At 56.2% G+C, this 22,611-nt stretch carries 21 protein-coding genes; 13 read left to right on the forward strand and 8 right to left on the reverse strand.

The window, feature by feature from the left end:
• Positions 1–45: 45 nt before the first annotated feature.
• The 10 genes from mraY to BCS36_RS12885 all read left to right on the forward strand — a co-directional run bounded on the left by mraY (position 46) and on the right by BCS36_RS12885 (position 11,306).
• Entirely contained in the window at positions 46–1,122 is a 1,077-nt protein-coding gene (gene mraY / locus BCS36_RS12840; protein ID WP_291303269.1) for a phospho-N-acetylmuramoyl-pentapeptide-transferase, read from the forward strand.
• An 11-nt stretch (positions 1,123–1,133) separates the two neighbouring features.
• Entirely contained in the window at positions 1,134–2,438 is a 1,305-nt protein-coding gene (gene murD / locus BCS36_RS12845; protein WP_291303270.1) for a UDP-N-acetylmuramoyl-L-alanine--D-glutamate ligase, read from the forward strand.
• The gene (ftsW, locus tag BCS36_RS12850) at positions 2,435–3,616 is read left to right on the forward strand and encodes a putative lipid II flippase FtsW (RefSeq protein WP_291303271.1); all 1,182 of its coding nucleotides are present in this window, start codon (positions 2,435–2,437) and stop codon (positions 3,614–3,616) included. Before murD ends, ftsW begins: the two co-directional genes overlap by 4 nt.
• Positions 3,595–4,671 carry an undecaprenyldiphospho-muramoylpentapeptide beta-N-acetylglucosaminyltransferase gene (murG, locus tag BCS36_RS12855; RefSeq protein ID WP_291303272.1) on the forward strand — a complete coding sequence of 359 codons (1,077 nt, stop codon included), beginning with the start codon at positions 3,595–3,597 and terminating at the stop codon, positions 4,669–4,671. The genes ftsW and murG overlap by 22 nt, the downstream gene beginning before the upstream one ends.
• 72 nt (positions 4,672–4,743) lie before the next feature.
• Positions 4,744–6,117 (forward strand): UDP-N-acetylmuramate--L-alanine ligase, encoded by a 1,374-nt coding sequence (gene murC, locus BCS36_RS12860; protein ID WP_291303273.1) that lies wholly within the window; start codon positions 4,744–4,746, stop codon positions 6,115–6,117.
• The gene (gene murB / locus BCS36_RS12865) at positions 6,110–7,000 is read left to right on the forward strand and encodes a UDP-N-acetylmuramate dehydrogenase (RefSeq protein WP_291303274.1); all 891 of its coding nucleotides are present in this window, start codon (positions 6,110–6,112) and stop codon (positions 6,998–7,000) included. The genes murC and murB overlap by 8 nt, the downstream gene beginning before the upstream one ends.
• 86 nt (positions 7,001–7,086) lie before the next feature.
• Positions 7,087–7,878 carry an FtsQ-type POTRA domain-containing protein gene (locus BCS36_RS12870; protein WP_291303275.1) on the forward strand — a complete coding sequence of 264 codons (792 nt, stop codon included), beginning with the start codon at positions 7,087–7,089 and terminating at the stop codon, positions 7,876–7,878.
• Between the two features lie 48 nt (positions 7,879–7,926).
• Positions 7,927–9,162 (forward strand): cell division protein FtsA, encoded by a 1,236-nt coding sequence (ftsA, locus tag BCS36_RS12875; RefSeq protein WP_179981402.1) that lies wholly within the window; start codon positions 7,927–7,929, stop codon positions 9,160–9,162.
• Between the two features lie 53 nt (positions 9,163–9,215).
• Positions 9,216–10,544 (forward strand): cell division protein FtsZ, encoded by a 1,329-nt coding sequence (ftsZ, locus tag BCS36_RS12880; RefSeq protein ID WP_291303276.1) that lies wholly within the window; start codon positions 9,216–9,218, stop codon positions 10,542–10,544.
• A 519-nt stretch (positions 10,545–11,063) separates the two neighbouring features.
• Positions 11,064–11,306, forward strand: a complete 243-nt coding sequence (locus BCS36_RS12885) for a hypothetical protein (protein WP_291303277.1) — start codon at positions 11,064–11,066, stop codon at positions 11,304–11,306.
• A 650-nt stretch (positions 11,307–11,956) separates the two neighbouring features.
• Here the strand turns inward: BCS36_RS12885 and BCS36_RS12890 are convergent.
• On the reverse strand, positions 11,957–13,150 hold the full coding sequence (locus tag BCS36_RS12890; protein ID WP_291303278.1) for a GGDEF domain-containing protein: 1,194 nt from the start codon (positions 13,148–13,150) through the stop codon (positions 11,957–11,959).
• Between the two features lie 728 nt (positions 13,151–13,878).
• Between BCS36_RS12890 and BCS36_RS12895 the strand changes: the two genes are divergently transcribed.
• Both BCS36_RS12895 and BCS36_RS12900 read left to right on the forward strand, forming a co-directional pair.
• The gene (locus tag BCS36_RS12895) at positions 13,879–14,322 is read left to right on the forward strand and encodes a LexA family transcriptional regulator (protein ID WP_291303279.1); all 444 of its coding nucleotides are present in this window, start codon (positions 13,879–13,881) and stop codon (positions 14,320–14,322) included.
• A complete protein-coding gene (locus BCS36_RS12900) occupies positions 14,303–15,598 on the forward strand; it encodes a Y-family DNA polymerase (protein WP_291303280.1) in 1,296 nt (431 codons plus the stop codon). The genes BCS36_RS12895 and BCS36_RS12900 overlap by 20 nt, the downstream gene beginning before the upstream one ends.
• 431 nt (positions 15,599–16,029) lie before the next feature.
• On the opposite strand, the gene recJ is transcribed toward BCS36_RS12900, so the two are convergent.
• The 7 genes from recJ to BCS36_RS12935 form a co-directional block, all read right to left on the reverse strand.
• A complete protein-coding gene (gene recJ, locus BCS36_RS12905) occupies positions 16,030–17,763 on the reverse strand; it encodes a single-stranded-DNA-specific exonuclease RecJ (RefSeq protein WP_291303281.1) in 1,734 nt (577 codons plus the stop codon).
• A 26-nt stretch (positions 17,764–17,789) separates the two neighbouring features.
• Positions 17,790–18,638: a lipopolysaccharide assembly protein LapB gene (locus BCS36_RS12910; protein ID WP_291303282.1), complete on the reverse strand. Its 849-nt coding sequence runs from the start codon at positions 18,636–18,638 to the stop codon at positions 17,790–17,792.
• A 29-nt stretch (positions 18,639–18,667) separates the two neighbouring features.
• Positions 18,668–19,375, reverse strand: a complete 708-nt coding sequence (pyrF, locus tag BCS36_RS12915; protein ID WP_291303283.1) for an orotidine-5'-phosphate decarboxylase — start codon at positions 19,373–19,375, stop codon at positions 18,668–18,670.
• Between the two features lie 93 nt (positions 19,376–19,468).
• The gene (gene gmk / locus BCS36_RS12920) at positions 19,469–20,077 is read right to left on the reverse strand and encodes a guanylate kinase (protein ID WP_291303284.1); all 609 of its coding nucleotides are present in this window, start codon (positions 20,075–20,077) and stop codon (positions 19,469–19,471) included.
• A complete protein-coding gene (locus tag BCS36_RS12925) occupies positions 20,077–20,331 on the reverse strand; it encodes a DUF370 domain-containing protein (RefSeq protein WP_179981411.1) in 255 nt (84 codons plus the stop codon). The genes gmk and BCS36_RS12925 overlap by 1 nt, the downstream gene beginning before the upstream one ends.
• 3 nt (positions 20,332–20,334) lie before the next feature.
• Positions 20,335–21,216: a YicC/YloC family endoribonuclease gene (locus BCS36_RS12930; RefSeq protein ID WP_291303285.1), complete on the reverse strand. Its 882-nt coding sequence runs from the start codon at positions 21,214–21,216 to the stop codon at positions 20,335–20,337.
• 142 nt (positions 21,217–21,358) lie between these two features.
• Positions 21,359–21,613 carry an FmdB family zinc ribbon protein gene (locus BCS36_RS12935; protein ID WP_291303286.1) on the reverse strand — a complete coding sequence of 85 codons (255 nt, stop codon included), beginning with the start codon at positions 21,611–21,613 and terminating at the stop codon, positions 21,359–21,361.
• Positions 21,614–21,930: 317 nt separating this feature from the next.
• Here BCS36_RS12935 and BCS36_RS12940 point away from each other — a divergent pair, with 317 nt between their 5' ends.
• A complete protein-coding gene (locus tag BCS36_RS12940; protein WP_291303287.1) occupies positions 21,931–22,512 on the forward strand; it encodes a DJ-1/PfpI family protein in 582 nt (193 codons plus the stop codon).
• Positions 22,513–22,611: the final 99 nt, after the last annotated feature.

The following is a 22,611-nucleotide window of genomic DNA, read 5'->3' on the forward strand; positions in this document are numbered from 1 at the left end:
TGACAGTAACGGTCGTAGTGTGGCCAAACGAACGGATTCACATGCATGTTTTATAATTTCCTTTCTCCCCTCGCCTCTGAATGGACATTTTTTAATGTCTTTCGCTACATTACCTTCCGTTCTATGGCCGCGCTCATGACGGCGTTGCTTGTTTCCATCATTCTTGGTCCGCGGTTTATCGGCTGGCTCCGCCACCTGAAGTGCGGCCAGTATATTCATGAAGATGTGGCCGCGCACGCCTGCAAGGCGGGAACACCCACCATGGGCGGCCTGCTTATGCTGTTCAGCCTGACCGTGAGCCTGCTTTTGTGGGCTGACCTGACAAATATCTATATCTGGCAGGCGTTCTTTGTGTTCGCCGGTTTTGGGGCCGTGGGATTTTGGGACGACATGACCAAACTGCGCCACCACAAAAACCGGGGCATTTCCGGCAAGGCCAAAATGGCCGGGCAGCTTGGCATTGCCAGCGTGGCCATGCTGCTGCTTTTTGTGAACCCCGATTACAGCAGCAAGCTCACCATTCCTTTTTTTAAGGAAGTGACCTTTGACCTTGGCTGGTTTTACCTGCCTTTTGGGGTTTTTGTCATGGTGGCCGCCTCAAATGCCGTCAATCTTACCGACGGGCTGGACGGCCTCGCCATCGGGCCTGCCATTGTCGCCTGCATCGTTTTTTCCATCTTTATCTATATTACGGGTAATGCCCGATTTGCAGGTTATCTGCTGGTTCCCTATATGCCCGGCGTTGGTGAAGTGACCATTTTTTGCGCCGCGCTTGTGGGAGCCGGGCTGGGTTTTCTCTGGTTTAATGCCTATCCCGCTCAGGTGTTCATGGGGGATGTGGGCTCGCTTTCCATCGGCGGCGTGCTCGGCTATCTGGCGCTGCTGTGCAAGCAGGAACTTGTGCTCGCCGTTGTGGGCGGCCTTTTTGTGGCCGAGACCCTGTCAGTCATTGTGCAGGTAGGGTATTTTCGCTGGACTGGCGGCAAGCGCTTTTTTCGTATGGCGCCCCTGCACCATCACTTTGAACTCAAGGGCGTTCCTGAATCCAAGATCATTATCCGCTTCTGGATAACATCAATACTGCTGGGCCTCATGGCGCTCTCAGTCCTGAAGCTGCGTTGAGGAGAACTGCTATGGCATTGGAAAAAATGCGCGGTAGACGCATCAGCGTTGGCGAAACGGCTGTGGTGATCGGCGCGGGACGTTCCGGCCTTGCGGCTGCACGTCTTTTGAACCGTGAGGGCGCTCGCGTACGCCTTTTGGACAGCAATGCCCAGGCCTTTTCCGGTCGTGAAGACCTGGCCCGCGAGCTGGGGCAGCTGGGCATTGTTATTGATCTGGGGCCGCACAGTGCTGCGCAGTTTGAAAACGCCGCCTTTGTAGTGCCGAGCCCCGGCATGCCCGTGGCCCGCCTTGACGGTCTGGTGGACGTGGAACACACGGAAATTCTGGCCGAAATGGAACTGGCCTGGCGCTATCTGGACAATGAACCCGTTCTGGCCATTACCGGCACCAGCGGCAAGACAACGACAGCCTCGCTTGCGGCGGCCATGCTGCATGAGCAGGGATATTCCGTTTTTCTTGGCGGCAACATAGGCACGCCTTTGTCCGAGTACATATTGTCGGGCCGCAGGGCTGACGTTCTGGTGCTGGAAATTTCGAGCTTCCAGTTGCAGACCTGCACTACTTTTTGCCCGAGGGTGGGCATATTGCTCAATATTACGCCCAATCACCTGGATTATCACAAAGATATGGAAGAATACACGGAAGCCAAGTTCCGTCTGTTCCGCTGTCAGGATGAGGGCGATCTGGCCGTGCTTGGCGAGAACCTGAAGGATCAGGCCGCCCGGCACAATCTCAAGGCCCGCCAGGTGTACGTCAAGGCTACGGAGCGTTTTGCCGGGAGCAGCCTCATGGGCCTGCACAACCGCATCAATGAAGAAGCCGCCTGGCAGGCATGCCGTTTCTTCGGCGTCAGTGAAGAAAACGCGGCACGAGCCGTGGCCCGTTTTGCGCCGTTACCGCACCGCCTTGAACGTGTGCGTGAACTTAATGGCGTTCTTTATGTCAACGATTCCAAATGCACTACGGTTTCTTCGATGAAGGTAGCCCTTGAAGCGTTTGACCGCCCGGTACGTCTTTTGTGCGGCGGCAAATTCAAGGGGGGCGATCTGGAAGCGCTGGCGGATCTGGTAAAAGCGCGCGTCGTCGAGATAGCGTTGTTTGGCGCCAGTCGGGAATATTTTGAAAAAGCCTGGCAGGGCATTGTGCCCATGACCTGGCATGCGACGCTTGAACCGGCCATAAAGCATCTTGCGGCCGGGGCACAGGCGGGCGACGTGATTCTTATGGCTCCGGCAACCTCAAGTTTTGACCTTTACGCCAACTATGAAGAGCGCGGCAAGGATTTCAAACGGATAGTGGGCAGGTTGGCATGAAAAACGTCTTTAAAGCCAAGGCAAAGCCCGGCAAAGCGCACAGCGCCATGGCCCGGGCAACCGAAAGAGGGCCCTTTGCGCCCTTTGACTGGTGGCTGTTCACCATCATGCTTATCATTCTGGCTATCGGCCTTGTCATGGTGCTTTCGGCCAGTGGCATTGTGGCGGAGCAGGTAAACGGCGACAAATACTTTTTCTTCAAGCGTCAGGTGCTTTTTGCGCTGCTGGGCGGCGCCGTGTTATGGGGTGCGGCCCTGATGCCACGCGAGTGGCTCTACAAATTGCAGTACCCCGCGCTGTTTCTGGCTCTTTTGCTGCTGCTTGTGACGCTTTCGCCCCTGGCCCCTGCCATCAACGGCGCAAAACGTTGGATTCCTCTGGGCCCCGTGAACATCCAGCCGATGGAATTCGTCAAGGTGGCTCTAGCCCTTTACCTCGCGTATTTCATGAGTTCCAAGCAGGACATCATCAAAACCTTCAGTCGTGGCGTCATACCGCCTTTCGCAGTGACGGCGCTGTTCTGTTTTCTCCTGCTGTTGCAGCCGGACTTCGGCAGCGCCGTCGTTTTGGCCAGCATCCTGTTCTTTATGTGCGTGGCCGGGGGAACCAGATTTGTCTATCTCTTTTTCTCCATAGCCCTGGCCTGCGCGGGCGCCATGGCCCTGGCCATTTCGTCTCCCTATCGTCTTCGTCGTCTGCTGGCTTTTCTTGATCCGTTCGAGGATGCCCACAATACGGGTTACCAGCTCGTGCAGTCTCTGCTGGCCATCGGTTCGGGCAGTTTTTTTGGCGTTGGCGTCGGCGCAAGCAAGCAGAAGATGTTCTATCTGCCTGAAGCGCACAACGACTTCATTATGGCTGTTCTGGCTGAAGAAATGGGTTTTGTGGGCATGAGCGTGGTCATGATACTCTTTGGCCTTTTGTTCTGGCGCTGCTACAAGATCATACAGGGGCAGCGCAATCTGCGTGACCGCTTCACCGCCTTTGGCATTACCACCATTCTCGCCATGGGCGCGGTCATGAACCTCGCCGTGGTTATGGGGGTTGCGCCGCCCAAGGGCGTGCCCATGCCGCTCATGAGTTACGGCGGCAGTAACCTGCTGGCTACCATGCTCTGCGTGGGTCTGCTTATGAACTTTTCACGGACGGCGGACACATGGACATCAACATCCTCCTGACCACGGGCGGCACTGGCGGTCATATTTTTCCGGCTCTGGCGGTGGCTGAAGAAGTGCGGCGGCGGCATCCCCAGGCCAAACTGCTTTTCGTGGGCTCCCTGTATGGGCCGGAAACGCGTCTGGTTCGCATGGCGGGCATACCCTTTGAAGGGCTGCCTGTGCGCGGCGTTCTGGGACGCGGCCTGCGCTCGGTGGAAGCCGGTTTTCGTATGACCTGGTCAGTTGGTAAGGCTCTGGGCATTGTGCAGCGCTTTAATCCAGACGTTGTGGCCGGGTTCGGCAGTTATGCGGCCTTTGCCCCCATGCTTGCCGCACGTCTGCTTGGCGTGCCAACCATGCTGCATGAACAGAACGCCATAGCCGGGGCCAGCAACCGTGTGCTGGCAAAGCTGGCGCGGCGCATCTGCCTTTCACTGCCGGATACCGAGGGCTTTGATCCCGCCAAGTGTGTGCTTACGGGCAATCCCGTGCGCGCCGGAGTGAATGAAGCCGGGCGGCTGCCGCGAGCCAGAGGGGCCAGGCGTCTACTGGTTATGGGCGGCTCGCAGGGGGCGCACTCTCTCAACATGTTTATAATCGAGCATCTTACCGCTTTGCGCGAAGCCGGGGTGGACATTCGCCACCAGACCGGCAGCGCGGATGAAACCTTTGTGCGGGCTGCCTATACGGCGGCAGGCTATGATCCTTCCTGCGTGTCGGCCTTTATTGACGACATGGCGGCGGCCTACGCCTGGGCCGATGTGGCCTTGTGCCGCTCCGGGGCCACGACTGTGGCGGAACTGTGCGCCGCAGGCCTGCCTTCTGTGCTGGTGCCTTTTCCATACGCCATACACGACCACCAGACCCGCAATGCCGAAGTGCTGGCCAAAACAGGAGCAGCCATTCTGGTGCCGGAATCGCGCATGATTGAAGACGGGCTGGAGCAGACCCTTATCCGCCTGCTGAATGACGGCGGCGAGCGCACGCGCATGTCTTCGGCAGCCCTGGCATCAGCCTGGCCTGATGCTGCCGCGCGCGTGGCTACCGTTCTGGAAGAAATAGCTCGTCCCCGGTAACTGCCGGAGAGGGATAGGTTTTATAAAAGACTGTTTTCGTTGTATTATCTAGACTTTCTTTAAAGGTGCCACATGAACAGCAAGATTCGTCACATACATATGGTGGGCATCGGCGGTGCAGGCATGAGCGGTATTGCCGAGGTTCTGCTTAATCTCAAGTACGAAATATCCGGTTCGGATATGAGCGACTCCGCCGTGGTGCGCCACCTGCGCAAGCTTGGCGCGCGTATAGCCATCGGCCATGCCGCTGAAAACGTGGGGGATGTGCAGGTATTGGTCAAATCCACAGCCATCAGTGATGATAATCCCGAACTGGTTGAAGCGCGCAAGCGCAATATCGCCATCATTCCCCGTGCTGAAATGCTGGCCGAGCTTATGCGCCTGCGGCAGGGCATAGCCATTGCAGGCACCCACGGCAAAACAACGACCACTTCGCTCACAGCCTCCATTTTTGACACAGCCGGGCTTGATCCCACCGTCATTATTGGCGGTCGGCTCAATGTCTATGGCGCGAACGCGCATCTCGGCCACGGTGAATACCTCATTGCCGAAGCCGATGAGTCTGACGGCTCCTTTCTCTGCTTGTTGCCAATCATCAATGTTGTCACCAATGTGGATGAAGATCATCTGGACCACTATAAAAACCGCGAGGCCATTGACAGCGCCTTTGTGCAGTTCATGAACAATGTGCCCTTTTACGGGCTGAATATTGTTTGTGGCGATGACCCCGGCGTTCTGGCCCTGTTGCCCAGGGTCAAGCGCCCTGTGCTCACGTACGGATTCGCCGAGGACAACGCGCTTCGGGCCATCCCGCTGGAAAGCGGGCGCATCAATCGCTTTGAGGTCTTGCTGCACGACAAGCCCTTGGGCGAGGTCAGTCTGCCGCAACCGGGACGCCATAATATTCTTAATGCTCTTGCCTCCATTGGCGCTGCCATGGAGGTGGGCATTCCTTTTGCCAAATGCGCGGAAGGCCTGGCGGGATTCAAGGGAGTGGGGCGGCGGTTCGAGTTCAAGGGCGAAAAAGAGGGCATTACCGTGGTGGACGATTACGGGCACCACCCGGCGGAAATTGCCGCGACCCTGGCCACCGCACGACAGGTCTTTGCGGGCAGGCGTATTGTGGCGGCATTTCAGCCCCACAGGTTCAGCCGCACCGAGGCCCATTTTGGCGAGTTTTGCAAAGTTTTTGATGCCGTTGACCAACTGCTGCTGACCGAAATCTACGCAGCCTCTGAAAAGCCCATTCCCGGCGTTTCCGGGCAAAGTCTGGCGCAGGGCATACGGCAGGTTTCCGATACCCCTGTGGAGTATTTTCAGAATCTGGATCAACTCATGCTGGCCTTGCCCAAGATTTTGCGCAAAGGGGATGTTCTGCTCACATTGGGGGCAGGCAGCATCACCAGGCTGGGCCCGGCCTGGCTGGAAGGACGAGATCATGCGTGAAATAGCTTCGCCGCTGCTGTCCCAGCGTACGACGCTGCGTCTGGGCGGTACAGCTATAGCAGAGCTGATTCTTGAAAACCCGGCAGACGTGGCGGGGTTGCCGGATCGTCTGCGCGCTCTTGGCGGCGCTCCCGTAATTATGGGCGCGGGCAGCAACATTCTGGCTCAGGACGGCGATTTGCCGCTGGTGCTGGTGCGCCCGAACTTTACGCGGGGGCCTGAAGTGGTCGGAGAAAGCGCGGGCAAGGTCTTTGTGCGGGCTGGCGCTGCTGTGCCCCTGCCAAGACTTTTGCGGTTTTGCGCAACGCACGGTCTTGCCGGGCTTGAAGGCCTGGTCGGCATACCCGGTACTGTTGGCGGCGCAGTGGCCATGAATGCGGGGTCTTTTGGCGTTGAAACGTGCAGAAAGATTGAAAATATTCACATAGCTAGCAATGGTGAAGTGCGTGTTGTTGTTGCGCAAGCACTGCAATACTCGTATCGCAGCCTGTGCATTGATGATAAAAAGAATGATTTTATCGTCTTGGAAGCCACATTTGGCTTGACCAGAACTGCAAGGGATGGCATCTCTAATTGCATGCGTCACAACTTTTTTGAGAAAAAGTCTAAACAACCTGTGACGGCCTGGAGCGCTGGCTGCGTATTCAAAAACCCCTCCCCGGAAATGCCTGCTGGCAAACTTCTGGATCAAGCGGGATTCAAAGGTAAAAAAATGGGCGGCATGGCTTTTTCAACCCTGCACGCCAACTTCATGATCAATGAGGGCAAGGGCAGCGCGACTGCGGCTCTGGCTCTTATGCAGGAGGCCAAAGAGGCTGTGCTGGAAAGGTTCGGCATTGCGCTGGAACCGGAAGTCAGGATAATCCCATGCCTCTTTCCCTGAAAAAAAACGCCCGTAAGGCCCGTAACTCGTATACAAGAACAAGCAATGTATCGGGCAGAAAGGGGCAGAGAACCGCAAAGCTGCGCATGCCAGCGTTTTTGGCAGCATGCTTTGGCAGGATCAGGGCCCTCAGTGGCCTGAAAAGTCTTGCAGCCATTGCGGTGTTGTTAGTGGGCATGGGGCTGGTGCTCGCCGGGGTGTGTTTTACATCCCTGTGGCTTTACAACAAGGCCATCACCAGTGACTTTTTTACAACCCGGCACATAGATGTGGCAGGTAATGTCCGCCTCTCCCGCGATATGGTTTTGCAATATGGCGGCCTTCAGGAAGGCGACAACAGCCTGGCCGTAAGCATAGCCAAAGTGGAACACAACCTGAGGCAGACCCCCTGGGTGGAAGAGGTCTCGGTAAAGCGCCTTCTGCCTGACAGGTTTGTGATAAAGTTGAAGGAGCGCATGCCCTCCTTCTGGGTGCACAAGGACGGCGTCCTTTATTACGCCAATGAACGCGGGGTGGTCATCGCCCCGGTAGAAAGCAAAAATTTTCTGTCGCTTCCCACCTTGCGGGTAGAATCGGGGGCTGAAGACGCCATCCCCTTTCTGGCCCGCCTGATGAAGGACATACAGAGCGGGGTGCTGCCTGTCGAGGCTGGAGCCATAGCTTCCATCACCCTGAGCCCCGGACGGGGCATTGAAGTGTATCTTGAAGACAGGGAAATGCGCCTCTCCATCGCTACCGATGATTGGGAGGGCAACCTGGCCCGGCTGGGAGTCACCCTTGGAGATCTGGCCCGAAGACACGAACTGCGTAATGTGCGCGAGGTGCGGGCCGTAAATGGCAACGTATGGGTTTTGCTTAATCAGGCTGTATCAAACTGATATGGAATGGTTGTTGCGCGTGAAGAACAGGCGTCTTAGGAGAATGGCATGAATAAGTCCGAGCTCATCGTTGGTCTCGACATCGGCACCACAAAGATTTGCGCTGTGGTGGGTGAACTTACGGAGTCGGGCCTTGTTGATGTGGTGGGCATCGGCACCAGCGTTTCCACCGGCCTGCGTAAGGGCGTGGTGGTCAATATCGAGCAGACCGTACAGTCCATCCGCAAGGCGGTTGAAGACGCCGAACTGATGGCAGGCTGCGAAATCCACTCTGTCTATGTGGGGATTGCAGGCAGCCATATAATGGGCATCAACAGCCACGGCGTTATTGCCGTCAAGGGCGGCGAAGTGGCCCAGCGCGACGTAGAGCGCGCCCTGGACGCCGCGCGCGCCGTGGCCATTCCCGCTGACCGCGAGGTCATCCATATTCTGCCGCAGGAATATATCGTCGATAACCAGCGCGGCATTGCCGACCCTCTCGGCATGGCTGGCGTGCGGCTTGAGGTGAAGGTGCACATTGTCACCGGAGCCGTGTCTTCGGCGCAGAACATCGTGCGCTCCTGCCACCGCAGTCAGCTTGAAGTTTCTGATATCGCCCTTGAATCGCTGGCTTCGGCCAAGGCCGTGCTCACAGAAGAAGAGCGCGAAATTGGCGTGGCCCTTGTGGACCTTGGCGGCGGCACCACTGATATTGCCGTTTTTGCCAATGACGCCATAAAGCACACGGCGGTGCTTGCCCTAGGCGGTCAGAACCTTTCCAACGACATTGCCTTTGGTTTGCGTACCCCCATCGCCTCGGCCGAAAAAATCAAGCTCAAATACGGTTGCGCCCTGGCTGATCTGGTGCGCCACGACGAATTTATCGAGGTGCCCAGCGTGGGCGGCCGCGAGCCGCGCCGCCTTTCGCGTCAGGTACTTGCTGAAATCTGCGAGCCGCGTATGGAAGAAATCCTCTTCCTTGTGGATCAAACCCTTGTACGCTCCGGCTACAAGGACATGATCGGCGCTGGCGTCGTGCTTACTGGCGGCACCGCCCTGATGGAAGGCTGCCAGGAACTGGGTGAGCAAATTTTCAATCTGCCTACGCGTATTGGATACCCCCGGAACGTGGGCGGCCTCAAAGACGTTGTAAACAGCCCCAAGTTTTCTACAGCTGTGGGTCTGCTGCGCTATGGGGCTGAAAAAGAACTTTCCGGACAAAAGAAGTTTACCACCAGAAGTGAGAGCGGCGTCTTTGATGGCGTTTTGGCTCGCATGAAAAAGTGGTTTGCTGATATTTCGTAAACAAAGCAACCTCAAGCGGGCACTTTGAGGATAGTTTAAACAGGAGAGGAACCATGTCTCAATCAATCGTCGATGATATCGACACCTCGTTGGCAAGTAACGCTAAAATCAAGGTCATCGGGGTTGGCGGCGGCGGCGGCAACGCGGTACAGAATATGATTGCCTCTGGCTTGCGCGGCGTGCAGTTTGTCTGCGCCAATACGGATGTGCAGGCTCTGGCCAAAAACGGCGCGTCCGTAAAAGTGCAGATGGGCGAAAAGCTCACCAAGGGCCTTGGCGCTGGGGCCAATCCTTCGGTGGGTCGTGAAGCCGCTGTGGAAAGCGTCAACGCTATCCGCGAAGCCATCGGCGATGCAGATATGGTGTTTGTTACCGCTGGCATGGGCGGCGGCACCGGAACTGGCGCAGCTCCTGTTGTGGCGCAGGCTGCAAAGGAAATGGGCGCGCTTACCGTGGGCGTGGTGACCAAGCCTTTCAGTTTTGAAGGCGCAAAGCGCAAGCGTGCTGCCGAGGCCGGCCTTGAAGAGTTCAAGCAGCATGTGGACTGCCTTATCACCATTCCCAATGACCGTCTGCTTGCCTTTGCTCCCAAAAAAGCTCCCTTTGCGGAAATGCTGCAGAAAGCCAATGACGTGCTGTACTATGCCGTGAAGGGCATTTCTGACGTGATTGTGGGTGACGGCCTCATCAATCTTGACTTTGCCGACGTGCGCACCACCATGGGTGAAGCTGGCCTGGCCCTTATGGGCACTGGCATTGCCTCGGGTGAAAACCGCGCTCGTGAGGCTGCCCAGCGCGCCATTATGAGCCCGCTGCTGGAAGACGTCTCTCTGGAAAGCGCCAAGGCCGTTCTTTACAACATCACTGCGCCTGACGACATCACCGCTGAAGAAATTGCCGAGATCGGCGACATCATCGGCGACGCAACTCCTGAGGATTCCAACATCATCTTTGGTGTTGTTTTTGATGACAATATTGGTGATGAAATTCGCCTGACCGTCATTGCCACGGGTATTGAAGCTCCTCAGGCTATCCAGAGTGCCCAGCCCCAGGCTGCCGCCACTGTGACCAACTTCCGCAAGCCTGGCCCCGATGCTGTTATGGCCGAACCGCGCCGCATGGGTCGCATGGTTCCGCAGTCCGGCATGGTGCAGGGCAATATGGATGAGCATGAAATGGGCGAAAGCCGCCTGCCGCGCACCTCGCGCCGCTCTGAAGTGGAGCGCTGGTACGATGAAAACAGCAGCCGTCCGCCGTATCTGCTCAAGCGTGAAACCATGAGCCAGGGCCGCCATCGTACGCACAACCCCGGCCAGGAAGATTTCACCTACGATGAGGACGATTTCGAAATTCCGACCTTTATTCGCACCCAGGCCGATTAGGCTCAGGCCGGGAAGCGTATAGAAAAATTTTCAGGGCTTGCCTCTTCGGCCCTGAAATGCCCGCCGGGAGGCCCATTGGGGGCCTCCCAGTGCGGGGCGTTATGCTCCGCTGATGTCCGTGAATCCAAAGGATTCGCGGCTTTTTTGTTTTTAAGAAAGCCGCTGGATTCCGTGTGGTTCCAATCACGTGGGTAGCCACGCCGCGTGCGCCAGCCCCGCCTGGGTCGCGGAATAAAGAATGGCAGCGCGGCGACAGCACGCTGTTCTCGAGGCTGCTGCCGAAACCGAAGAGGTTTGAAGACCTGAGGCTGCCCAATTTGTCTTGCTCTAGAGTTTTTTGGCTTTGAAAAAGTTTACATGTCCAACGCTGCACAAGAGTGTTGCACACCACAACTATGATGTGGCGGCAAAAGAGCGCCGCGCAGAGATTCCACAACGTAAAAGTTTATTTTAAAGAATATTATATATGCAATATATTGTTATTGTTCTGCTGTATTGCCAAAATATGCCAATAGACAAATGCCCTTTGACGGCGGCATTTTCATTAGCTACTGTTTGCTTATGGAAAAAGAAAATTCTCTAATTGTCATTCGTCCCTGCATCAAGTGCGGCAAACTTTCAACAACAATTGAAACTTCGCGCCCGCTTGGCCGTACCCGTGACCTTTATCGCATCGTTTGTGAGTGTGGCAATGGCCCCTTACGCTGGTCGCTCAGCGAGCCTGCGGCCATCCGGTTGTGGAATTCTCATGACGCCTCTTGAAGCGGGTTCTGGCGCTTTTGAGGCTGTGGCGGCCGAGCTTTCCGTAAACCTTGCTGTCTTTCACTGTCGCCATTGTGCTGTCATTTCATCGTACAGCGTGCGCATGGTCAGTAGAGCAGGCTGTTGTTTGCGATTGTACCCCAGCGGTTAGGTTAGCCTGCCAGGGCGGATAAGCGCGCGATAGGTCGCGCCTGCATTGGCCTTCACGGCAGGTGGCAGTTCACACGGATGACAGTGTTCCCCAAGGGGACCACACAAGCCTGCTCCTGGCAATGGGGGCGGGCTTTCTACTGCCTGTCTCGGAAAGAAGCTCCTGAACTCGGAGTTTAACTGGCGCGAGCGGCGCGCAGGATCACGCCGTGTAGCGGCGGCCGCATTGTATCGCAGGCAAGCAGACTGGCTGTGAATCCGCAGTGACAGTGGTCAGACCTGTTTGTCCTGGGGTTACGTAGCGCGCCGTTTGCCGCCAGCAGAGAATGCTTGCGCATCTACGGGGGGTAGGGCAGATGGCTGCGCTGATTTTCAGCATGGCAGCGTACGGTTCGGATTGCGGCGAAACGTTGGCTGGACTTTGTGTGCAGCGTATGGATCTTCTATATGCAATACTGCAACGGAAAGGAGACAAGAGGGCAAGAAAGCAAAAAGTCGTGCTACATTTGTCCACGTAGTATCTGTTGGGATTTGAATTTTTCCTTGTACAGGTACATGTTTGCATCGGCACGGTTGAGAGCGGAATGCACAGTGTCATCCACACTTGGGTCAAAAACGGCCATGCCATAGGAAAAAGTCAATTGAAAACCCTTGATGGTTATCTTTTCTGCCATGGAACAAAGTTTGAGCATCTGTTGTTCAAGCGACTCGATGGTAATATCGCGTAATAGTGTGGTGAACTCGTCACCACCAATGCGGTATGTTTTGCCCAAATCCATAAATTGATTGCGCAGCAGGTGGGCAAGCACGCGGATGTGAGCGTCCCCGGCTGCGTGCCCGGAACGGTCATTAATGGTCTTGAGTCTGTTCAGGTCACAAACGAGTATCACCAGTCCCTCTGCATCGCCAGCAGACATGTGGCGAAGATCCAATTCAAATGCGTTTCTGTTGTATACGCCGGTCAGCAGGTCTGTATAGGCCAGTTTGCGATATAGTGGAGCGGAGATTTTCTTCAGCAGCCATGCGGTCACAGCAGTTACCAATATGGCCACGCCAAAGGAAAATGCGAGACATATCAGCGCGGTGCGCCGTGTATTATTTACAAAAGACTGCACGTCAAACTCGATCACCAGTGCGCCTATGGTGTTGCCATCCTGTTTGATAGGCTCGCAGGCGGGTATGATTATCCCCCATGACGTGTCCATAGCCTTTTCGCCGCGCATCGACTGCCCATCAAGACAACGCGCCACAATGGGGATAATTTCTCCTTCAATGGGCGCGCCAATGGGGCGAAAATCTTCCGAGTCGGGCGAGAGGCCGTCAACAACGTATATGGGTTCGCCCCCGGCATCTCGTTTTACTGTATACAGATAACGCACATTGGTGGTTTTACGAAGGCCTTCAAGAACTATCTGGGTTCTTTTGTATATCTCGGAATCAGCGTCGCCTGGGGTATTAAGATGGGTGATGCTCTGTGGGGGAATGCGGCTTAACAGCATGGAAAATATGGCATCGGACCGACCTAAAAGCCTGTCGTCAAGATCGTAAAACAAAGAACGGTAAAAAATGAAAACAGTAACCAGGGCTGTGAGGAACGTAGAGCCTATAACAAGCAGTAAAATTTTCCTTTCAGTCCCGGGTATCGGCTTTTCTGCGATTAACTTGTGTATGTTAGTTGCATTTTCTGTCGGCATGTGAGTGGTCCCTACGATGTGACATATTGGGATAGTCAGCGACTATAGTATGGGCTGTTCTGGTTTTAATATTTATTGTTGAGTATTGGTGTGTTTGTAATAATGCGCAACGCTATTTTCGTGAAATAATGAATTTATATGGCAATAAATACATTGTGCAGATTTTGTTGTATGCTGTTGTTTTGTATGTCAGTGTAAACAGTATGGTTATATTAATGGTTATTGTTTGTAAACATCATGGATGCAGAACGGATTTGCCATGTGTACTGCCTGCATTTTATTCATTAGGCATGTTATTTATTAGCATTTTTATAATATAAGTCTACCCTGCGCTTTTGGTAGGGCAAATCATCCAGGAAAACTCTTTGGTCTGCCTGCCCGTAAAACAGATTTTTAAAGGCGAAATGCTCTGGATTTTTTCATTATTCCATACAGGGCAGCCCCAAGGGCATCCCCCGGTTTGGCAGTGTACGCCCGCTGCTTCCATCATAACGAGCCGTGCCGACTGTTTGCAGGGCAAACGCAGTGACGGGGTTGGTGCAGTTCGTGGGACGTGCGTTTTTCAAGGGCAGTCTTCATCTGCGTTGTCGCAGGCAGGTGTCCCCCCATTCGTTCGCGCGTTGCCGACAGGCTGTGCCTTTCTGGCAGTCAAACTTGAAGAACTGGCCATCGGCTGACCCGTTGTGGTTGCTCTTGCCCTTGCCCGGTCGGCACGCTATTTTGCGTGCATGAAGATTTCACCTGCGCATCTGGAAATTCTTGGCGTGGCCGACAGCCCCACAGAAAGGGAAGGTCTGCCCCTGTACCTTTCACCGGTAGAAGCCGGATTTCCCTCGCCTGCTGACGACTTTCTTGATCGCCGTCTTGATCTGCACAAATTTCTGGTTCGCAATGAGAGCGCCACGTTTTTTTTGCGGGCACATGGTGAATCCATGATCAATGCGGGCATCCACGATGGCGACCTTCTGGTGGTGGACCGTTCGGAATCCGCCGGTCACAATCGTATTGTCATCGCTGCGGTGGACGGCGAATTGACCGTCAAGCGGCTCATCCGACGCCGTAACAAGGTGCTGCTTGCGCCGGAAAATCCAGACTATCCTGAAATTGACATAACAGAGCATGAGTATGTTCATATATGGGGAGTGGTGACCTATGTCGTCCACAAACTGTAGCCAGCCCTTATGGGCGCTTGTGGACTGCAACAATTTCTATGCCTCATGCGAAAAATTGTTCCGTCCCGATCTGGCGGCCAGGCCGGTAGTGGTTCTTTCCAACAACGACGGCTGTATAGTTGCGCGTTCTGCTGAGGCCAAGGCTCTGGGTATTCCCATGGGCGAGCCGGAGTTCAAGGCCCGGCCGCTGCTCCAGCGACATAATGTGGAAGTTTTTTCCTCCAATTATGCCTTGTACGGGGATATTTCAGCCCGTGTCATGGCCACGCTTGAGCAGCTTTGCCCCCATGTAGAGCAGTATTCCATTGATGAAGCTTTTGTGCATCTTGAGGGGCCCATGGCCGCCAATGCCAGCGACATTGCCGAACAACTGCGGCAGACAGTGCGCCAATGGACGGGCATGACGGTGTCTGTGGGGGTTGCGCCCACGCGGACGCTGGCGAAGGTTGCCAACCATCTGGCAAAAAAATCTTCTGGCGTCTATGTATGGAATTCTGCTTTGCCCGAGGCTGAAGCAGTATTGCGCGCATTTCCCGTGTGCGAGGTGTGGGGCATCGGCTGGAGGCAGAGTAAAAAGCTGCTTGAAATTGGCGTGACATCGGCATGGGGGTTACGGGAGGCCAATGATGTGTGGCTGCGTAAGTTTTTAACCATTTCAGGTTGGAAAACGGCCATGGAACTGCGGGGGATCCCGTGCATCAACGAGGCAGACGGCCCGGTCCCACGCCGCACCCTGGTGTCGTCCCGTTCATTTGGCAAAAAGGTTTATGATCTGGCTTCTCTGGAGCAGGCCGTAGGAACCTTTACGGTTCGGGCCGCTGAGCGTTTGCGCCGTCAGGAACTTGTGGCAGGCGGCATTGCCGTGCATATACGTACCTCCCGGCATGGCAGCCGACCGTCCTTCGATGTAACCGCGCAGCAGCCCTTTTTTCCGCCCACGGCGGATACGGTCACCATGCTGCAGGCCGCCAGAAAAACACTGGGCGCCATGTACAAAAAAGGGCCCGCCTATGCCAAGGCCGGCATCATGCTCTACGATCTGTGCCCCGTGGATTGCCAGCAGGGCAACCTGTTCGCTGATATGACGCCGGGCAAGGATGCGCGTAGTGACGCCCTGATGTCGGCTTTGGACACTATTAACGGCAAATTCGGGAGGGGATCTGTCCGGTTTGGCGCTGAAGGGCCCAAAGAGGCCAAATGGCATTTGCGGTGCAAGAACTGCTCACCGTGCGTGACGACCAACTGGGAAGAACTGGCAACAGCTTTTTGCCGTTAGCAAAAGCGATTACAGCCAGGATGTTTTGCTAGGCTAACGTCGTTTGCAAATGCTTTGTGGGGGAGGGACCCTTTTGCAAAAGGGTCCCTCCCCACGCCCCCACCCCCTAAAACTCCTATCGTATTTTGCTATATAACTAGGGCTGCGTGCAGACGTCCGCTGAGCAGGCCCAACTCGCGGCTTATCCGTGTGGTTAAATGCTGTAACGGGCGTGGCGTAAGCGTTGAGAATCTACATTCTCAGCGTTTATTTTCTCTGACATGTGCATGTTGAAGCTACAGGGGGCGGCATTATTGTGCCGATTATTGCGTGATGTCGCAGGCATGCCCTGATCCCTGACGTGCACTGCCGTCCTGCTGCAAAGAAAGAAAAGCCGCCCTTGCGGCAGGCGGCAATAGGTATGGAAGCGCTAGCGGTTGATCGCAGAGCTGTTAGGCTGGTTGCCAGTCCTTGATGCCCACGTCCACCGATGTGATGCCGTTGTACGTATCAAGGCGGGGGGTATAGGCCACGCGAATGCGCTTGCCCGTGATGCCCGGCGGCAGGGCCTGCCCCATGCGCCATGCCTTGGCCGTGAGTATAAGGCCGCTGTGTTCGTCCTGAAGACGCAGGCGCACATGTTCGCCGCCTCGGCCCAGGGGGGAGCGATCCTTGACCAGCAAGGGCGGTGAGGCGAAGACAGGTTCGGCATTGCCGGGGCCAAAGGGCTGCAGCATTTCAAGCTCTTTAAGAAAGCTCTGGTTGCTGGCCTGGGAAAAATCCAGCTGACATTCCAGCGTCAGGCTTGGGCTCAGCGGGCTCGTGCCAAGACTTTGCGCCACCACAGCCTCAAACGCGTTACGGAAGCGGCCCAGGTTTTCCGGCAACAGGCGCACGCCCGCCGCCAGCCTGTGCCCGCCATATCCCAGGAGCGTTTCGGCAGTCTGGTTCAGCCCGGCATGCAGATCAAATTCTCGCACCGAGCGCCCTGAACCCTTGAGGCTGCCCTGATCGTGACAGAGTATGATGGTTGGCCTGTAAAATTCTTCCACAATGCGCGAGGCCACAATGCCCACAATGCCGGGATGCCAGTCCTGACCATACAGCACAAGGCTGGCCAACGGTTCGCGGGAAAGCATGTCCAGCGCCTGAACTCGGGCTTCATTATGTATTTCGCTTTCCGCGTTCTTGCGTTCCGTATTGAGCCCGTCAAGCTGTTGGGCCAGCGGCAGGGCTGAAGAAAAATCTTTTTGCCTCAAAAGGTGCAGGGCCAGTTCGCCGCTGCCGATGCGACCGGCGGCGTTTATGCGGGGCACCAGCTGAAAGCTGACCTGCCCGCTGGTAAGCCTGGTTTTGGCATCCATGCCGCTGGCAACCTTAAGGGCGGCAATGCCTGGCCGTGCGGCTGTGGCCAGATGCGCGAGGCCCGCGTGTACAAGAATGCGGTTTTCGCCCGTCAGCGGCATAACGTCGGCAAGAGTTCCCAGCGCCACAAGGTCAAGGCAGTGATCCATTTTGTGGCGTCGACCCGTGTGCTGGGCAAGAGCCGCGTTGACGGCCCCCATGAGGTAGAAGGCCACGCCCACTCCGGCCAGGTGCGGGCAGGGCAGAGTGTCGGCAGGGCAGAGTCGGGGGTTGCAGATGGCGTGGGCCTGGGGCAGTTGTTCCTGGGGCAGGTGGTGGTCGGAGACCACTACCGTCATGCCCAGTTGACGGGCGCGCTGTACGGCTTCGCCATCGGCAATGCCGCAATCCACGGTGAGCAGTATGCCGCAGCCCTGTTCCGCCAGAGCTTCCACCTGGGCGACATTGAGGCCGTAGCCTTCGCTGCGGCGATCAGGAATATGCCAGCATGCTTCCAGGCCATGACTTTCCAGCACATCCAGCACCAGGGTTGCGGCAGTGATGCCGTCAACGTCATAGTCTCCCCATACCACAAGTTTCTTGCCCGCCAGCAGCTCCTGCGCCAGCAGTTGGGCAGCCTCGGGAATCTGGGGCCATTTGTGAGGCGGCGTCAGAGAGCCTGGCCGTGCGTCAAGAAAGGCATTGATGGTGTTCTTGTGGGTAAACCCGCGCCGCCAAAGGATTTCCAGCAGCAAGGGCGAGATGGAAAGGTCTTCAGCCCACGCTGGAGGCGGGGAATCAGGGACGCCTTCAGGAAGCGTACGGAAAAGCCAGTTTTTCACAGAACCTCGGAGGCCGCGGGCCGGTTTCAGGATGCGGTGTTCGCGCTCTTGGCCGCAGCCTGCAAGGCGGAACGGACGCTGTCTATCCTGTCGGCGGGAACAAGTTTATTTTGTATGAGCCATGCAAGAAATTTGAGCGAGGTGTCATGCCGTGGAGAAATTTCAAGCGCCTTGAGCAGATGATCCACGCATCCGTTGATGTCCTTGGTCTCCAGCAGCACCCGCGCCATGTTCATATAGAGGTTTTCGTCATTTTGGGTAAGTTCGAGCGCGCGCCTGTAATATTCCAGCGACTGTTCCAGCATCTTGTTCTTGCGCAGGCTGATGCCAAACTCGTTGAAAAGGTGCTTGTGTTCAGACTCAAAAGCGCCGTCCAGCTTTACAAGGCGCTCAAAAATGTCCTGCGCCCTGTCGGCATCTCCACGCTCAAGATATGTAAGGCCAATGCCGAAATTGGCGCGTACGTTGTCCTCATCTATTTTGAGGGCGCGGGAATATTCGAATTCGGCTGCAAAATTTTCGCCTTTTTCCCTGCGCTCATCACCTTGTTCAATAGCGCGCTGCATTTCCTGCATTTTAGGATAGACCGAGTTGAGGTAAAACTCCGGTTCGGGCGCAAACTTGGCGATGAGTTCGTCCATGGTGATTTTGCGCTTGGGGCCGCTTGGCACGTAGTTGGTGTTGAGCGGCTGGCACTCAATGACATTGCCGTGCTGCTCAATGAACCAGAAGCTTTTTTGTACAGTTTTGCGGGTCGTGGTGCCAGTGCCGACCCGGCGGACCTCCTGCGTGGAGAACACGCCGCGCACATCGGTTTTATGCCCCGCCGCATGGCCCGCACCCGATGAGGGTGACGCCTGTGTATTTTTTGTCATTTCCTGGCCAGACATCTGAATCCCCGTTGCTATGCGGCAGACGTCATGTCTGCCAGAATCTGTTCCGCTGCCGCACGCGGGTCTGAAGCGGCGATGATGGGCCTGCCCACCACCAGATAGTTGGCCCCCGCCGCCACGGCCTGAGCCGGAGTCATAGTGCGGCGCTGGTCGTCCGCCACCGAGCCGGACGGCCGGATGCCAGGGCACAGGCAGCTGAAGCCGGGGCAGGCCGCCTTGATGCCGGCAACTTCGTGCCCGGAGCAGACCACGCCGTCCAGTCCCCAAGACTGTGCGCCCCTGGCAAGAGCGAGGGCGAAGTCAGACGTGTTTTCGCGTATGCCCGGCATTTCACCCTGAGCAAAGCTTGTCAGCACCGTGACGCCAAAGAGCAGCGGTTTTTTGCCTGAGAGGCTTGCGGCGGCCTCGCAGGCGGCGCGGCACATGCGCTCGCCGCCCTGACAGTGCAGAGTGAGCATGTCCACGCCTACCCCTGAGGCGGATTTGACGGCCTGGGCCACCGTGTTGGGGATGTCATAAAATTTAAGATCCAGAAAAACCTTGTAGCCCATGGCGACCAGCTCTTCCAGAAAGGCAGGCCCGGCATAGGTGAACATCTCCATGCCTATCTTGCACCAGGGGACGGTGCCCTTGAGCGTGCGGGCGATGGCGAGGGCATCGGCTTTGCGGGGCACATCCAGGGCGACCACCAGTTGCGGACTGGAAAGTGTGTTTGTCATCAGCGCATTTCCAATGATTTCTCTTTACATAAAGGCCCGTGCGCACGCCAGTGCCACGGGTTCATCACTACTGCAACCGCCGCCGTATCCGGATCAGCGGTTCAGCAGACAGTCCGGCAGATCGGGGTTGCGGCAAGGGGCAAGGCCTGCGGCCACAAAGACGGCGCGCAGGGCGTCGTATGCCGCGTCCAGTTCGTCGTTGACCACCATGGCATCATACCAGCGGGATTCACAAATTTCTTGCCGTGCATTGGTCAGGCGCCGCTCGATAGTAGCCTCGTCATCCAGCCCCCGGTTGCGCAGGCGGCGTTCCAGTTCTTCCATGCTTGGGGGAAGAATGAATACAAACACCGCCTCAGCCAGGGAGAGCTTCATCTGGGCCGCGCCCTGCACATCAATGTCAAAAAGCACGTCCTGCCCGTTTTGCAGGCTGTTTTTCACAGGCGCGAGGGGCGTGCCGTAAAGGTTGCCATGCACCTCGGCCCATTCGGCAAAATAGCCCTGTGCGCGGCGCTGCTCGAATTCTTCACGGCTGAGAAATATATAGTCCTTGCCATCCACTTCACCCTGTCGCGGTTGACGTGTGGTGCACGAAACAGAATAGCCGAATTGGGGGAATTCCTGCATGAGGCGTTGGACCAATGTCGTCTTTCCGGCCCCTGAGGGCGCGCTTATAACCAGGGCAATGCCTTTTCGGGGCATCAGATTCCTTCCTCTTGCGCAAAACGTTGACTGATAGTTTCAGGCTGTATGGACGACAGAATGACGTGATTGGAATCCGTCACCAGGATTGAGCGTGTTTTGCGCCCCTGCGTTGCGTCAATAAGACGCCCCTGAGTTCGTGCGTCTTCACGCAAGCGCTTCATGGGCGAAGACGCCGGACTGACGATGCTCACAACCCGGCCAGCCAGCACGTAGTTGCCAAAGCCAATATTGATTAACCGTTCACGAGACATGGCTTATTCCAGGTTTTGAACCTGCTCGCGGCATTTTTCCAACTCATTTTTAAAGTCCACCACTAGGCGCGAAAGCTGCACGTCCGGCAATTTGTTGCCGCAGGTGTTTATTTCGCGGAAGCATTCCTGGAGCGTAAAGTCCAGGCGTCGCCCCGCATCACCGCTAGACTGCAAAAGATCGTGCAGGCGTTCCAGGTGGGTAGTAAGGCGGGTAAGCTCTTCACTTACATCCAGACGGTCGGCAAGAACCACAATTTCTTGCAGAAAACGGCTTTCTTCAAGTTCCTGGCCGTTTTGTGCCAGAGCCTCGCTGAGGCGCTCGTGCAGGATGGCGGCGCGTTCTTCCTTGATGGCCGGTGCGCGTTCGGCAATAAGCCCCGTCCATTCTTCCATGCGCAGGATACGCGAATGCATGTCTGTGGCGAGGGCGCGCCCTTCAGTGGCGCGGGCCTCGTTCCAGTCTTCCAGGGCGAGCGCCAGGCCTTCTTCAAGGCTGGTGGTCAGCTCTTCATCCATTTCTTCGCCGTTGTCGCCCCACAAAGCAGATATCTGCATGAGGGCGTTGTAGTCAGGCGTAAAATCTTCGTTTCGGGCCTGGGCAAGCGCATGCAGGCTGTCCAGAATGGCGTTGGCCTGGTTGGCGTCAAAGCGCATGGCAGGGGCGTCGCCGGGGGCGTATTGCAGTATGAGGCTGATATCCACCCGACCGCGCGAGGCAAAGCGCCGGACAACCTTTTCAAGGCGTGGTTCAAGACTGCGCACAGCAAGGGGAAGACGCCACTTGAGGTCAAGATGGCGGCTGTTGACGCTTTTAATTTCCCATTGCTGGATCGTGTGGGTATTTTCAACAAGGCAGCGGCCAAAGCCGGTCATGCTGCGTAGCATAGGTTCCTTCCCTGGTAAGAGTATCTCTGCGAGTGTAGAGCAAGCCCCTTATGAATGCAAGAAAGCCCTTGTCGCAGGGAGCGCAAGGGCTGAAATATTTGAGGTAATCGGCTGGAATCGTCAGCCATATTCCCATATCCCGTCAGGACTGGCCGCCCCCGCTTGTTCCGCAGCCGCCGGAAGGGCAGCCGCCTGCGGCGCAAGGGGGTTTGGTCTTGCTCATGGGGCGCACCGGGCCGGGCTTGAAGGGAAAAGCGCCGGTCTTGAGCGGGCTTGGAACACTCATTTGCCGTTGGGTGGCTGCACCGCACTTGGGGCAGGCCGGGGCTTCATCGCCAAAGACCAGCTCTTCAAATACATTGCCGCAACCAATGCAGGTAAAGTCAAACATGGGCATACTGAATCTCCTGAAATGCGCTGACTATGCAGGATTTATGGCGGTTTGTCCGCATCTGTGCAGTTCTGCCGCTGATGCTGGGCACGCTGTCTGGAAATTGGGCCAGCCGAGCTGTCGGGCCGACTGTGCCGACCGTGCGAATTGGGCCAATTGGGCCAATAGAGCCAACAGGGCTATGCGCGCCTGGGGGCTTGCCCACAGGCTATCTCTGCTTATATAAATACATATACGCGTAAAGCAAGGGCGGCATCATGCCGCCCGGCAAGCGCAAACCGGCCCCTGGCTGTTGATCGGCCCGGAGCCGCAGGAGGAAAATTATGAAAAAAATTCTGGTACTGGCCGGTGATTATGTTGAAGACTATGAAGTAATGGTGCCTTTCCAGATGCTGCTTATGCTTGGCTATGACGTGCATGCCGTCTGCCCCGGCAAAAAGCCCGGTGATGTCGTGCGGACCGCCATACATGATTTTGAGGGTGATCAGACATATTCTGAAAAACGCGGCCATAATTTTTCCATCAACTATGACTTTGACAAGGTAAATACCGCCGATTACGTGGGACTGGTCATTCCTGGCGGGCGCGCCCCCGAATATCTGCGTCTAAACCCGCGTATTCTTGAAATTGTGCGCGAGTTTGACGCTGCCAAAAAGCCCATTGCCGCAGTTTGCCACGGCCCGCAGATACTGGTTTCTGCCGGGGTGCTGAAAAACCGCACCTGCACGGCGTATCCCGCCGTGAAGCCTGATGTCGTTGACGCTGGCGCCAAGTGGGGCGAATTAAACGAAACCCTTACCAATGCGGTTGTGGATGGTCATATTGTCACCGCTCCGGCCTGGCCTGCCCATCCCGCCTGGATTGCGGCCTTTGCCAAGCTGCTTGGCGCCAAGATCAGCATTTAACTGCATAATCTGACTGCACAAGCCTGATCATAATCTTTGCGATTGACGGCCCATAAAGCAAGCGCCCCGTGAATCCATCACCGGGCGCTTGCTGGTCTG

Source organism: Desulfovibrio sp. MES5 (assembly GCF_002237645.1).
Lineage (GTDB): Bacteria > Desulfobacterota > Desulfovibrionia > Desulfovibrionales > Desulfovibrionaceae > Desulfovibrio.